At 55.5% G+C, this 13,164-nt stretch carries 13 protein-coding genes; 8 read left to right on the forward strand and 5 right to left on the reverse strand.

Annotated elements, in window-relative coordinates:
• Positions 1-299: 299 nt before the first annotated feature.
• The 5 genes from moaC to glp all read left to right on the forward strand — a co-directional run bounded on the left by moaC (position 300) and on the right by glp (position 3,780).
• Complete coding sequence (gene moaC / locus FQ179_RS18275; protein ID WP_149398732.1) at positions 300-803, forward strand: cyclic pyranopterin monophosphate synthase MoaC; 504 nt, start codon at positions 300-302, stop codon at positions 801-803.
• Between the two features lie 51 nt (positions 804-854).
• Entirely contained in the window at positions 855-1,541 is a 687-nt protein-coding gene (locus FQ179_RS18280; RefSeq protein WP_149398733.1) for an A24 family peptidase, read from the forward strand.
• A gap of 80 nt (positions 1,542-1,621) precedes the next feature.
• Positions 1,622-1,897: a MoaD/ThiS family protein gene (locus tag FQ179_RS18285; protein WP_149398734.1), complete on the forward strand. Its 276-nt coding sequence runs from the start codon at positions 1,622-1,624 to the stop codon at positions 1,895-1,897.
• A gap of 2 nt (positions 1,898-1,899) precedes the next feature.
• A complete protein-coding gene (locus tag FQ179_RS18290) occupies positions 1,900-2,376 on the forward strand; it encodes a molybdenum cofactor biosynthesis protein MoaE (RefSeq protein WP_149398735.1) in 477 nt (158 codons plus the stop codon).
• A 198-nt stretch (positions 2,377-2,574) separates the two neighbouring features.
• Entirely contained in the window at positions 2,575-3,780 is a 1,206-nt protein-coding gene (glp, locus tag FQ179_RS18295) for a gephyrin-like molybdotransferase Glp (RefSeq protein ID WP_149398736.1), read from the forward strand.
• Between the two features lie 157 nt (positions 3,781-3,937).
• Here the strand turns inward: glp and rsmA are convergent, their stop codons facing one another.
• From rsmA to FQ179_RS18310, 3 genes are read right to left on the reverse strand one after another with little or no spacing between them, the layout of a single operon-like run.
• A complete protein-coding gene (rsmA, locus tag FQ179_RS18300; protein ID WP_149398809.1) occupies positions 3,938-4,732 on the reverse strand; it encodes a 16S rRNA (adenine(1518)-N(6)/adenine(1519)-N(6))-dimethyltransferase RsmA in 795 nt (264 codons plus the stop codon).
• Positions 4,733-4,736: 4 nt separating this feature from the next.
• The gene (locus FQ179_RS18305; protein ID WP_370459897.1) at positions 4,737-6,257 is read right to left on the reverse strand and encodes a peptidylprolyl isomerase; all 1,521 of its coding nucleotides are present in this window, start codon (positions 6,255-6,257) and stop codon (positions 4,737-4,739) included.
• Positions 6,254-8,635, reverse strand: a complete 2,382-nt coding sequence (locus FQ179_RS18310) for an LPS-assembly protein LptD (protein WP_149398738.1) — start codon at positions 8,633-8,635, stop codon at positions 6,254-6,256. The genes FQ179_RS18305 and FQ179_RS18310 overlap by 4 nt, the downstream gene beginning before the upstream one ends.
• Positions 8,636-8,788: 153 nt before the next feature.
• Between FQ179_RS18310 and FQ179_RS18315 the strand changes: the two genes are divergently transcribed.
• The 3 genes from FQ179_RS18315 to FQ179_RS18325 all read left to right on the forward strand — a co-directional run bounded on the left by FQ179_RS18315 (position 8,789) and on the right by FQ179_RS18325 (position 11,584).
• Entirely contained in the window at positions 8,789-9,820 is a 1,032-nt protein-coding gene (locus FQ179_RS18315; protein ID WP_149398739.1) for an aminoglycoside phosphotransferase family protein, read from the forward strand.
• Positions 9,820-10,530 carry an N-acetylmuramate alpha-1-phosphate uridylyltransferase MurU gene (murU, locus tag FQ179_RS18320; RefSeq protein ID WP_149398740.1) on the forward strand — a complete coding sequence of 237 codons (711 nt, stop codon included), beginning with the start codon at positions 9,820-9,822 and terminating at the stop codon, positions 10,528-10,530. The genes FQ179_RS18315 and murU overlap by 1 nt, the downstream gene beginning before the upstream one ends.
• 352 nt (positions 10,531-10,882) lie before the next feature.
• A complete protein-coding gene (locus FQ179_RS18325) occupies positions 10,883-11,584 on the forward strand; it encodes a DUF6776 family protein (RefSeq protein WP_149398741.1) in 702 nt (233 codons plus the stop codon).
• Positions 11,585-11,596: 12 nt separating this feature from the next.
• Here the strand turns inward: FQ179_RS18325 and glnQ are convergent, their stop codons facing one another.
• Both glnQ and FQ179_RS18335 read right to left on the reverse strand, forming a co-directional pair.
• Positions 11,597-12,325, reverse strand: a complete 729-nt coding sequence (gene glnQ, locus FQ179_RS18330; RefSeq protein ID WP_149398742.1) for a glutamine ABC transporter ATP-binding protein GlnQ — start codon at positions 12,323-12,325, stop codon at positions 11,597-11,599.
• Positions 12,322-13,155: an ABC transporter permease subunit gene (locus FQ179_RS18335; RefSeq protein ID WP_149398743.1), complete on the reverse strand. Its 834-nt coding sequence runs from the start codon at positions 13,153-13,155 to the stop codon at positions 12,322-12,324. Before FQ179_RS18335 ends, glnQ begins: the two co-directional genes overlap by 4 nt.
• Positions 13,156-13,164: the final 9 nt, after the last annotated feature.

Consider the following 13,164-nt stretch of genomic DNA (forward strand, 5'->3'; position numbering starts at 1 on the left):
GCGGCAGTCGCGAACGCGCTGACGCCATGAAAAAACGCAGCCAGGCCCGAAATAGGTAAAGCACGGCCACGACATGACCTTTGAGGCCTGCCATCCGCAGCCATCGGCGGCATGAATGCATAATGATACGCTCCCGATGCAGGGTACGTCGCGACCTAGGTACCGCGTGGTCAGGATATCCACGCAAAACTGTTGCATTGCGGCACGCTGGTGCAACACCTACTACGGCAACTACGGATTATTCAAGACCAGATACCGTATATGATAGGTCTCTTGTTTCATTCGCAGCGACACCACACATGACCAAAATCTCCGGGCAAACGCCCACGCTTACCCATATCGACGAATCCGGCGAAGCCCGCATGGTTGACGTCGGCGACAAGCAATCAACCCAGCGCACAGCCATCGCCGAAGCCGTTGTCCGCCTAAGCCCTACCGCTTACGCCCTGTTGTCAGCCGCCAACAACGCCAAAGGTGACGCACTCAATACAGCACGCATTGCCGGCATACTGGCTGCCAAACGTTGCGCCGAACTTATTCCTTTGTGCCACAGCCTGCCACTCAGCTTTGCGGGCATTGACTTCTTCCCTGATGATGCAGCACATACTATCCGCGTGCAGGCCACCTGCCGCAGCGACTACAAAACCGGCGTAGAAATGGAAGCCATGACCGCCTGCAGCGTGGCCGCCCTCACACTCTACGACATGTGCAAGGCAGCCGACAAAGGCATAGTACTCGAGCAGGTTCGACTGCTGTACAAGTCAGGCGGAAAAAGCGGCGAGTGGCGGGCAAACGCCAACTAAGCACTAGCGCACTTCCAGCCCGCACAGGCCCCTCACTTTAATACACTCACTATGTGGGCGTTTGCTTTCGCCAGTTTACTCGGAGGCTTGTCGGGGCTATACAGCGCTGCGCTCGCCGCAGCGTATGCCAAGGCCATCGAGCAAGGTAAACTGGCCAACACAGCCACCCTGCTCTATTCGCTCGCACATCCACAGTTTCGTTTTTCAACCCCCGCCCAACGCTTTGCCGTGCTTGTGTGCGTCCTCGTTCTCGCCGCCAGCCATATCTGGTTTCTTGGTCGGTACGGGTGGTCCGCGCATGCGCTTGCGCTAGCTTTTCAAGCATCTCTGCTTTGCAGTCTGGCGCTCATCGACATCCGTACAGGCCTGTTGCCCGACGCCTTGAACCTGCCGTTGTTTTCCGCAGGCCTGATCGTGGCCCTGCAACCCTCAGCCGCTACCAATGTTACTCATGCACTGCTTGGCGCATTCGTGGGATACGGCTTTCTTTGGCTAGTAATGGGGTTGTTCTCAAAAATCGCCAAAACAGAAGGCATGGGGCGAGGCGATCTCAAACTGGCGGCCGCATTGGGCGCCTGCTGCGGCATTGAGCACATTTTGTATGTGCTGATGCTGGCCAGCCTCGCCGGCACCCTATTCGCCATGAGCCATCAGCGCACTGTATTCGCCAAAGGCAGCTACCCATTCGGCCCTTTTCTCGCTGGTGCCGGCCTTGCCGTCACACTGGCACATGCATAGCCTGCAGCCTTGCACTTAAGCACGGCAACACCCTATTTCGATGAGCTAGAATAGGCCATAACAACGGGGCCCGTGTTTGCATGCCCCGCCAGGAGACTAACGTGGCCAACCCAGCAACCATTACCGTACTTTACTTCGCCCAAGTCGCCGAGCTTACCGGACAGCGACACGAATCCTGCCCGTTTGACGCCCCCATAACGGGAAGCGACTGGCTAGCCCAGCTCGAAGCCCGCTTCCCCCAACTTGCACCCGTTACACGCCTCAAACTTGCCGTCAATCAATACCATGTGCCACATGACACGCTCATACAACCGGGCGACGAGGTAGCCGTATTTGAACCCGTGACCGGAGGCTAACCATGGTTGTTGTACAAGAAGACGATTTCGACGCCGCCCAACTAACCGAAGCACTGCGTCAGCGACACCCCGGCAAAACAGGGGCCCTGGTCAGCTTTACCGGCTATGTGCGCGATTATGCCGAACACGCGCCCACCCACACTCTGTTTCTTGAGCACTACCCAGGCATGTGCGAACGCGAAATAGAAGCCCTCTGCACAACGGCCTGCACTCGCTGGAACGTGCTTGAGTGTCTGGTGGTACACCGCGTGGGCGAACTCAGCAACACCGATCAAATTGTATTCGTTGCAGTCGCTGGCGCCCACCGCGGCGACACCTTCCGCGCCTGCGAATACATCATCGACGCCCTCAAAACCCGCGCCCCCTTCTGGAAACGTGAAACCCTGGCCGACGGCAAACGCTTCTGGGTAGAACAGCGCCAGTCCGACGCCGACAAAACCCAACAATGGGGTTTGGACGCGCCAGCGGACAAAACTTAACAAAGGTTTGGACGCGCCAGCGAACAAAACTTAACAAAGGTTTGGACGCGCCAGCGAACAAAACTTAACAAAGGTTTGGACGCGCCAGCGGACAAAACTTAACAAAGGTTTGGACGCGCCAGCGGACAAAACTTAACAAAGGTTTGGACGCGCCAGCGAACAAAACCTAACTGCCCCGTCATTCTGGAGTGTTTTTACATGCTTGAATTCGATGAAGCCCAGGCCCGCATGGCCTCGGCCGGTACACCTCCCAATATCACCGAAGTCTGCCCGATACGCAAGGCAAGAGGTCGGGTTCTGGCGCAAACTCTGTTTGCATCGCTGGATCTGCCCCCGGCCGACAACAGCGCCATGGACGGTTACGCCATCCGCCTGGCCGATTATGAGCAAGGCAAACCACTACCCGTACAACAGCGCTGCTTTGCGGGGGTACGCCCAGAGCCACTACAGCCAGGTCAGTGCATACGCCTTTTTACGGGCAGCCTGATTCCTGAGGGTGCAGATACTGTCGTCATGCAAGAAGATGGCGCAGAAACTGAAGAAGGTTTTACGATCTCAGTCCCGCCTGTACTTGGCACGCATATACGTCGCCAAGGTGAAGACATTGCCACTGACGCACAGCTATTTGCCAAGGGCACCTTGCTGGGCCCCGCTGAAATCGCCTTGCTCGCTTCGCAAGGATATGCCGAAGTGCATGTTTACCCAACGCTGCGTGTGGGCATTCTGACCACAGGTGACGAGCTGATTCTGCCCGGGCAAGAAAGAAGCGATGAAAACATCTATAACTCTAATGGCCCCATGCTGACAGCCATGGCAGAAAACCTCGGGGTCGAGGTTGTACACGCATTGCATGCGCTGGACACCGCCGAATCACTTGATAACGCCTTGTCCACGCTGCTAAATGACTGCGATGTCGTGCTGACCGTAGGCGGCGTGTCAGTCGGCGAAAAAGACTTGGTCAAGCCTGCCATCGAACAGGCCGGAGGAAAACTCGATCTGTGGCGCGTACTCATGAAACCGGGCAAGCCCGTAGCTCTCGCCCACATCGGCAGCAAGCCCATTGTCTGCCTGCCCGGCAACCCCGTTTCAGCCTTCGCCGTGTTCACTTTACTGGTCACGCCACTGATTCGCACCATGCAGGGCCGTGCCACCGTGATCCCAGATGTGCAGTTCGGCAAAATTATGGCTGACAGGCCTTTTGAAGAAAAACGTGAAGAGTTTCTGCGTGTTCATGCCGAGTTCGTGGCCGACGACCAGCCTCGCCTACGGCCATACTTTCAACAAGGATCAGGCATCATAAGCTCGTTGCCTTGGGCCAGTGGCTTTGCCCGCATACCAGCTGGCACCCGCGTCGAAGATGGCACCACGGTGCGCTACTACGACTTGAAACACTGGCTCTCATAAAAAAGCGCGCCAGGCTGCGAGACGTAGTCTGGGTTCACGCGCTCTTCTTGCCTGCAACACATGGTGCTGGCCTCTGCGCCCATGTGTTGGCCTGCCGGCCATATCGACCGCAGGCGGATACGTCCAACAGCGCTCTCTCGAAACACGTGAACTGACCTCAGGCGGTTTCGGCCTTTATGACGCCCGCATCCAGGAGACAATCTGCCAGTGCTATAAATTGCGACACGGAAAGCTCCTCGGCGCGAGCCGTCGGGGGTATTCCCAACGCATCCCAGTCGATGTGTTCAGCCCAATCTGCCAGCCCACGACGCAGCATCTTGCGCCGCTGAGCAAATGCACGCGCTACGACGCGTGCAAATACGCGGTCGCTACGCGGACGTGGCCTGGATTCTGGCAACGGAACCATACGCACAATGGCCGACACCACCCGCGGCGGCGGATCAAACGCTTCAGGCGCAACATCAAACAGCTTGAACATGCGGTAGCGCGACTGCAGCATGACAGACAGGCGGCTATAGTCACCGGTGGCAGGCTTGGCCACCATGCGGTCTACAACCTCGCGTTGCAACATAAAATGCTGATCGACGACCTGATCAGCACAATCGATTAAATGAAACAACAACGGGCTGGAAATGTTGTACGGCAAGTTGCCCACTAGACGCAATCGGCTTCCAAGCGCAGAAAAATCAGTTTTTAGTGCATCGCCTTCAATAACAGTGATCCGGTCAGCCGGATGTTGCCTACGCAGGCGTGCCGCCAGATCACGGTCAATTTCAACCACAATCAAATGATTGAGCGATTGCAGCAGCGGCCCCGTCAGGGCCGAAAGCCCAGGCCCGATTTCAATAACCGTATCATCGCGGCCTGGGTCTATTGCCCTGACGATGGACTCCGTAACGCCCTGGTCAACGAGAAAATGCTGACCGAATCGCTTGCGCGCCTGATGCACCATCGTCTTAACGCCTGCCACTGCTCGATTCGGGATCGAGGCGGTTGTCAATATAAGCATGACCACGCAACTGGCTAAGCCATTCTTCGTACGCAGGCTCTATGCGCCGCTCGAACAGCGTTTTGCGTGCTTCCATACGCCTGAACTCGTCGCCCATGTCTTTATTGCGCCGCTCGATCACCTGAATGAGATGCCAGCCAAACTGCGAACGAACTGGTTCACTGACCTGGCCGGGTTGTAGCGCATTCATGGCCTGTTCAAACGCTGGCACGGTTTCGCCAGGTGTAAGCCAGCCAAGATCGCCACCCTGTGGCGCACTTGCGTCTTCTGAATAACGCTTGGCAAGGTCTTCGAAGCTTTCACCGTTGAGAATGCGCTGACGCAGTTGCTCGACGCGATCATGCGCGGCCTGATCAGACATGACCTTGCTGATCTTGATAAGAATGTGGCGTGCATGCGTTTGCGTGACAATCATGGGCCCCTGCTGCTGCGGCGTGGGCGATGCATCGGCAAGCGTGGGTGGCGCCGCAGGCCTGGCCTGAGGCTGGGCCGACGCGGCACCCTTGGCAGTTACTTTGAGAATATGGAAACCATTAGCACTGCGGACAACTTTGCCCACTTCGCCTGCTTTCAGTGACTGGGTTGCCTGCACAAACAGATCAGGCCAACCATCAACAGGGCGCACACCCAAATTGCCGCCCTCAAGTGCCTGCGGGCCATCTGAAGAGGCCGCAGCCACGCCGGCGAAGTCAGCCCCGCTACGAACTCGGGCCAGCAGGCCCTCGGCCTTTTGCCGCAATGACTCAACCTGAGAGGCCGTTGCGCCCTCGGGGACGGCTACCAGAATCTGTGCGATACCCAGCATCTGAGGACCAGACTGGGCCGACGCGCGCGATGGTGCTACCGACTGTTGCCTACTCTGTTGAGGTGTACGGCCAGCTTGTCGATCCTGATTTTTCAGAAACGAGTCAATCTCGCCATCGGATATGGTGACAGTACTGTCGACGGCGCGCTGGCGCAGCATATCCATGCGAACCTCAGTACGCACGCTGTCGAGATAATGGTCCCAGCTGACGCCTGATTTTTCGATTTCGCGTCGCAACTGAGCCTCGGTAAGCTTATTGCGGCCCGCTACGGCCTGCACGGCCTGGGCAAGCTGCGCCTCGGAAACCCGAATACCCAGGCGCTCTGCCTCCTGGCGCTGGAGCTCTTGCGTGATCATGCGCTGCAAAACCTGTTTTTGTAACGTTGCCTCATCGGGTATCGGAATATTCTGATGCTGCAACTGCTGTCGTGCAGTTTGCATATCGGCATTGACCTGCTGCAAAGTAATTACGTTGGTGTTGACGACAGCCGCAATGCCGTCGACAAACTGGGCACCGGCGGGCTTGGCTGCAGGCTCTGCAGGGCTCTTGGCGGAAGACGTTGCCGGCTTCGCTAACAGGGAGGTGCCTGGCAGCAATATGGCTCCCGCCAGGGCAACCAAAAAAGACACAATCCAGCGTTTGGCGGGCAGTCTATGCATTATTCATACCTCTCGAAGGTCGTTTTTTCAGATATAGGAGGAGTTACCGGCTCGTATCCGATAACTCTGTCGCTAAGCAGCCGCATCGGGTCGGTACCAAGCGACCCGAGTCCGGCCAGCTCCAGCTGGAAAAATACTGCGGTATTGGTGTCACCGCGGGATACGGCATAGCGCTGAAGCACCATGCGCGCTGTCCAGCAGCAGTCGCCTTTATACTCCAGACCAACAATGGTCTGAGTATTACGCTTTTCTTGTAATGAGTAATCGAAGCGCCCCATGGTATACAGACTGCGGGTCAACGGCCATTGACCCGCCAGGCTAATCTGTTCACGCGTGCGATCATCTTCGGGATCCACATAGACGTCAGGGTTGGCGACCATGAGCGGGTCACGTTCATAACGATACGATACCGACAATGAGGTGAGACGTTTGGGGCTCCAGCGAACTCCTGCCGACATGCGATTGCGTTCGCGCGACTCTGGGTTAAATTGCGCGTCGAACCGCACATTGAACTTATCGGTTAGCGCAGCACTGGCACCGACAAGATAATCTGACCGCGTGTTTGTGCGGGGTGTTTCGGCGCCCAGAGTGACACGCTGATCCTCAAAGTACAGCCGCTGGGCAGCCGACAGAGACAAGCGTTCAAAACCACTTTCAGCGTCGAGCCAGCGCGATGTCAGACCGATAGTCAACTGGTTTGCATTGGAAATGCGATCCCAGCCACCGCTGAAAATATTCTCACCAAAGGCCTGCGCATAATTGAATGAGGCAATGCTGGTGTCGTAGATGGGGATATCTGATTGATCCCGATACGGGACATTCAGATAATACACGCGAGGCTCAAGGGTTTGAATGGAGTCATTGCCGAACAGCGTGGTATTGCGCTCAAAGGTCATGCCGGAATCAAGCGACATAATGGGCAGCACACGGCTTTGCGAATCTGGAAGCCCCACAAAACCTGTATCGGCTCCATACCAATTGGTATTGTACTGGCTCATGTGCAAGCCCATCTTAGGCGTTACATACCAGCCTGCACGCACAATGGGGTAGGCTATCGTTGTGTACGAACTGAGGCGAGTACCGTCGGGTGCAATGTGATGATTGCGCCAGTAATCAAACTTGGACAGCCGGCCTGAATAAAAAGGCATGCTAAAGCGTGTGGCGTAATTTTCAGACACAACATCAAACCCACCCCAGTTATATCGCGCAGCACGCATGTAGAGCTCGGGCAGTTTATCAAACTGCGGCTGCTCGTAGTTGGTGGTTTTATCTTGCAAGGTTTGGTATTTGAATGCCGACAAAGAGCCACTGAAATATTTGTAGCCGCTCCAGGTAACGCGCGCCGAACTGGGTAAATAATTGACAGACGCGTCACTCATGCCAAATGACGAGAAATCACGAAAATAATCGTCGTCTGACACACGCCGATAATCGAGATAGGCATTGAATCCATTACCCAGAATCTGTTTGTGCTGACCGAGCAGCATCCAGCGGTCTTCACCAGTGACATGGTCGTGACCCAGCCAGGTGCCGTCGAGCTGACCGCTGTATTTACGCCCTAGATAGCGAAATTGCCCCCCCAATTGAACACCGCGTTTGCTGAGGTAGCGAGGCGTAAGCGTGGCATCGTAGTTAGGGGCAATATTGAAGTAATACGGTATTGAGAGATCGAACCCACTATTGGATGACGCCCCGTAAGTGGGCACCAGCAACCCCGATTTACGCTCTTTTTTGACTGGAAAGGTCAGATAGGGCGAATACAGAATGGGGACTTTCTTGAAGTACAACACGCCGTTGCGGGCGATGCCTTCGTTTTTATCGAAATCAAGATCGACTTGCTGCGATGAGATATACCAGGCCGGATCGGGACAAGGGCAGCCAGCGTAATTAACATCAGTAAGTCGCAGCCGGGTGCGGCTCAAGATGTCAGCGTGCGCCGCCTTGCCTGCACCACCCGTCGAACCCAGCCAGAAATTGGGATCAGTAACTTCACCCGTTTCGCTGTTAATGTTGTAGTTGAGCTCTGAGCCACGCACAATGGTGGCGTCACGCATGATGAGGCCGTTTCCTCGCACACGGGCATCGCCGGTGCTACGGTCATAGTCGATGTAGTCGCCCTTAACCACCGAATCAATACGACGCACCTCGGCGTTGCCGGTCATGATGACCTTGCCGCTTTGATCAGTTTCGATTTTGTCAGCGACTAGAAAAGAAGACATTTCGTCTTCATTAATGTTCTGGTGCAAATTTAGCTTGGGAGCAACAGTGAGGCCGCTGGATGTGAGGGACGGCAGCGTTCCCGACGCCGGCTTTTGCGCCTGCGCCTGCGCCGCCGGCACGCAGCCGAACGCGATTAGAATTGCCCACAAAACCGAACGCACGAGGATCTCGTCTCCTGAAACAGACTATATTTTGACACAACCCCCGACCGCCAGGATTGGCAACCCGGTATTATAGAGAAGCCTTCGCATGCGTGATTAAAGCATGACGCAACGCCTATCGTATTTGTCTACACACCCAATATGGAACAAACCATGACACACGACGCGACCCAGCGTCTTGCTACATTGCAACAATGGCTGCATGACCTGCCCGAAAGCCTGGGACTCGTTCCCGAGACGCTGCAACCGGCGTCAAGTGATGCCAGCTTTCGCCACTACTACCGTATTGACGCCAGCCAGGGGCCTGTCATCATCATGGATGCTCCGCCTCCGCACGAAGACTGTAGCCCCTTCGTCGATGTCAGCCAACGCCTGGCGAAGGCGGGCCTGAACGTGCCGAAAATACTGGCGCAAAACCTGGCGCAAGGCTTTCTGCTGCTATCTGACCTGGGCAATAGCACGTTTTACCAGGCTATCCAGAGCGGGCTGCCTGACTCACGCCTACAGGCCATGTATAAGGGCGCCATCGGCGCGCTGGTACAGATGCAGCACGCCGATGCTACCGGCCTGGCACATTATGACGTCGTGCGACTGCAGCAAGAGCTTACTGTATTTCCAGAGTGGTATGCGCAAAAACATTGCCAGAGTCCGCTCAGCGATGCCGAGCAGACAGCACTAGCCAGCATCTTTGACACCCTGGTTCAAGACAACGCCCGTCAACCCTCGGTGCTGGTGCATCGCGATTTTCATTCGCCCAACCTCATGGTGGGCCCCGATGACGCCTGCCCTGGCGTTATCGATCACCAAGATGCACTTTTCGGCCCCATCACGTACGACATCGCGTCACTGGTCATGGATGCCCGCACAACCTGGGAAGAGCCACAGCAACTTGACTGGGCTATCCGCTACTGGGAGGCCGCCCGCGCCGCAGGCCTGCCTGTGGATGACGATTTCGCGTCATTTCACCGTGCCTACGAATGGATGAGCCTTCAACGTAATCTTCGTATTCTCGGGGTCTTTGCGCGGCTGTCGCACCGAGATGGCAAGCATCATTATCTTGACCACATTCCCCGCGTCAGTAGCTATACACGGCAAGTGGCCAACCGATACGGCGTATTCCGTCCACTGTTGCGTATTCTCGACAGGCTTGAAAACCATCAAACCACTACAGGTTTCACGTTTTGATGCGAGCCATGATTCTTGCGGCCGGTCGCGGCACTCGCATGCGGCCTCTCACCGACACCACCCCAAAGCCCTTGCTACCTGTCGGCGGCAAGCCGCTTATCGTCTGGCACATACAGCGTCTCGTTCATGCCGGCCTCACTGACATCATTATCAACCACGCCTGGCTGGGCTCAAAAATCGAACAAACCCTGAAAGACGGTTCGCAGTTTGGTGCCCGACTACAGTATTCGGCCGAACCCGCAGGCGGCCTTGAAACCGCAGGTGGCATTGCACAAGCCCTTGATTTTTTTCAAGACCAACCGTTTCTTGTCGTTAATGGCGACGTATGGAGCGATTGGCAACCCTCTGAAGCCATTCAACAGGGCCAGCGTCTGCTTACTGAAAATCATCTAGCATGGCTGCTCATGGCAGACAACCCTCCTCAACACCCCGAGGGTGATTTCGTACTGGACACAGATGGCAGGCTAACCGACAAACCAGGCAACACAGCCGACTCGCGCGCTCACCCTCTCACCTTTGCAGGCATTGGTGTGTATCAACCCACTCTGTTCCATTCTGTACAAAAAGGGGAATTTGCCAAGCTCGCGCCTTTGCTGCGTCAGGCGATGCAAGCGGGTATGGTTGTCGGCATGCACCATAGCGGCCAATGGGAAGATGTTGGCACCCCGGCACGTCTAGCCTCGTTAGACCGCCGCCTCAGCGCTGGCTAAATATATGGCTAGACAATCGCCGAACCCCAGTACGGCAGTTAACTTTCCACAAGCCCCGCGTGCACACTACCACCCTGCAACGATGACCTCACTGCTTATTTCCACAGGCGACTCACCTACTGGCCCCGCCAGGAAAGATGGGACGCGCTTGGCCGAGCAGCAGCCTCACGTTAAACTTTATAGGGTCTCGTACCGTGAAAAACAGCGTGACAATATGTTTCAACGGTATTCATAATGAAACGAGCCCTGCCTGACGCTGTAACACTAACGCATTCCGGGCTATTCTCTAACGTTTTCTTGCTGCGCACATCAATCTGCGCGCGCTTTCAGCAACAAAAGGAATACTCAATTTATGTTTGGTCGTCAGCAACGCCATGTTTTCAAGCCCACCGCTTACGGAGCTACTCGACGTACCCGGCGCATTCCGCGCTGGCTGGTGCTCTTGCTTACAGGCATCGTTCTTGGCGCAGGCGGACTGCTCTTTCTGCAAAAAAGCTACGGCCCCACGCGCCTCACAGTGGAGCAGTCAGAACAGCTGCACTATGATCTGAACAGTCTGGGCATGGACAAACAGCGTCTGCAGTCAGAGCTTACAAAAACCACACGAGAGCTTGCCGAGGCTACCGCCAAGGTTGAGTCTCAGGGAAAATCGCTTTCACAGGCGCAAGCGCAGATCGCAAAACAAATCGGGGACATCAAGATGTTCGCCGAGGCCATGCCCGCAGACCCTCGCGGTACATCGCCAGGCATTCGCGCGGCAACATTTGGCTTCGACAACAACAAACTTACATATCAGATTCTGGTCATGCAAGACGCAGGCAAAACAGCGATATTCAATGGCAATGCCGAGTTTACCGTTGCCGGACGCTACAGCAACGGCAAATCGGGCAGCATTACCTTGCCGCCGTTTGAACTGGCGTTGGAGCGTTACGTACAAGCCGAAGGCGAGTTGGATCTGCCCGAGGGTTTCCGCCCACGTCAGGTCACCGTCAAAATTCGTCGCGATGGCGCTGAAAAAATTGTGGCAACCCGCACCTTGATTGTCTCAAAGTAAAGCGCCAAACACTCAGGCTACGTGCTGTAAAAACTCGCGCAAGCGCTGGCTGGGCGGGTTGTCCAGCAATTCGCCCGGAGGCCCATCTTCGGCAATTTTGCCCTGGTCTATAAAAATAAGCCGGGTACCCACTTTACGCGCGAAACCCATTTCGTGCGTCACCACAATCATGGTCATGCCCTCTTCGGCCACATCTTGCATAACGGTCAAAACCTCATGCCGCAGCTCGGGATCGAGTGCCGAGGTGGGCTCGTCAAACAGCATGAGTATGGGCCGAATGGCAAGCGCCCGGGCAATCGCCACGCGTTGCTGCTGTCCACCTGACAATTCTCCAGGATAGCTATTTACCTTGGCTGCCAGGCCAACTTTGTCGAGCAAGGCCATGGCTTCCTCACGCGCTTTGGCCTTGCCAACACCACGCGTATGCAGCGGCCCGAACATCACGTTTTCCAGGGCAGTGAGCTGCGGAAACAGGTTAAATTGCTGAAAAACCATGCCCGCTTCGCGACGCAGCTCACGAACCTGTGCGCTCTTGCCACGTACACTCAGGCCATTGACCGTAAGGTCACCGTCTTCAATGGTTTCAAGCACATTAATGCAACGCAGCATGGTTGATTTGCCCGAGCCCGAAGGGCCAACAATAACAACGACCTCACCTTTATCGACGGTAAGGTCAATGCCATTGAGTACCGTTGTATCGCCAAACCGCTTAACGACGTTTTTGAATTCGACGATGCTCATACAATTTGCGTCCTGTGTTCAATAACTTTGAGCGCGAGCGCAATAATACCCGTGAGAATCAGATAAATCACAGCCACGGCCCCCCAGATCTCCACTGCCCTGAAATTACCAGCGATAATTTCCTGGCCTTGCCTCGTAAGCTCGGCCACGCCAATTACAATAAATAGTGACGAGTCTTTAAGACTGATAATGCACTGGTTGCCCATGGCCGGAATCATGCGGCGCAGTGCAACCGGGCCGATTATGTATGCCAATATCTTGTAAAACGGCAGCCCCATGGCCTGCCCCGCCTCTTTCAGGCCCTTAGGCACTGACAGCAGGCCTCCCCGCACAATTTCGGCTATATAAGCGCCCGAGTTGATAACCAGAGTAAAAATGGCAGCCGGTACCGCTTCGATGCGCCATCCAAAAATAAGCGGAACAGCAAAATAAATAAACATGACCTGCACCACAATGGGCGTGCCGCGTATCACCAAAATATACACTTGCGACAAAAAAGACAATGCAGCAGGTATGTATGAGGCAAAGCGCCAGATCAAGATAACGGCAACCAGCACCTGCATCGCCGTCCAGGCCCAACCCGGCACACTTAATATGGCACCCAGCCAGGCCAGCAGCTTCCACAAGAGTGTCAGCACAATCAGGGTGACAACCGCCACAGCAAGACTTTTCCAGGTAACCTGCACCCGCACATAGGTGGTTGTGACCCCCGTCAGAAAACCTATGGCTGTGCCACCAACGAGGCCCAGTAAGGTAATCTGAATGGTAAGCTTGGTACCTTCCCAAAGGCTGGGCATTGCAGCCCAGATGACAGACCAGTCAAATTCCACGTTAATCGC

It is taken from the genome of Pusillimonas sp. ANT_WB101 (assembly GCF_008369125.1).
Classification (GTDB): Bacteria; Pseudomonadota; Gammaproteobacteria; order Burkholderiales; family Burkholderiaceae_B; genus Allopusillimonas.

What these genes read in the sequence shown, in the direction of transcription:
- moaC (WP_149398732.1), top strand. Translation starts at nt 300, where the DNA reads ATGACCAAAATCTCCGGGCAAACGCCCACGCTTACCCATATCGACGAA.
- FQ179_RS18280 (WP_149398733.1), top strand. Translation starts at nt 855, where the DNA reads ATGTGGGCGTTTGCTTTCGCCAGTTTACTCGGAGGCTTGTCGGGGCTA.
- FQ179_RS18285 (WP_149398734.1), top strand. Translation starts at nt 1,622, where the DNA reads ATGCCCCGCCAGGAGACTAACGTGGCCAACCCAGCAACCATTACCGTA.
- FQ179_RS18290 (WP_149398735.1), top strand. Translation starts at nt 1,900, where the DNA reads ATGGTTGTTGTACAAGAAGACGATTTCGACGCCGCCCAACTAACCGAA.
- glp (WP_149398736.1), top strand. Translation starts at nt 2,575, where the DNA reads ATGCTTGAATTCGATGAAGCCCAGGCCCGCATGGCCTCGGCCGGTACA.
- rsmA (WP_149398809.1), bottom strand. Translation starts at nt 4,732, where the DNA reads ATGGTGCATCAGGCGCGCAAGCGATTCGGTCAGCATTTTCTCGTTGAC.
- FQ179_RS18315 (WP_149398739.1), top strand. Translation starts at nt 8,789, where the DNA reads ATGACACACGACGCGACCCAGCGTCTTGCTACATTGCAACAATGGCTG.
- murU (WP_149398740.1), top strand. Translation starts at nt 9,820, where the DNA reads ATGCGAGCCATGATTCTTGCGGCCGGTCGCGGCACTCGCATGCGGCCT.
- FQ179_RS18325 (WP_149398741.1), top strand. Translation starts at nt 10,883, where the DNA reads ATGTTTGGTCGTCAGCAACGCCATGTTTTCAAGCCCACCGCTTACGGA.
- glnQ (WP_149398742.1), bottom strand. Translation starts at nt 12,325, where the DNA reads ATGAGCATCGTCGAATTCAAAAACGTCGTTAAGCGGTTTGGCGATACA.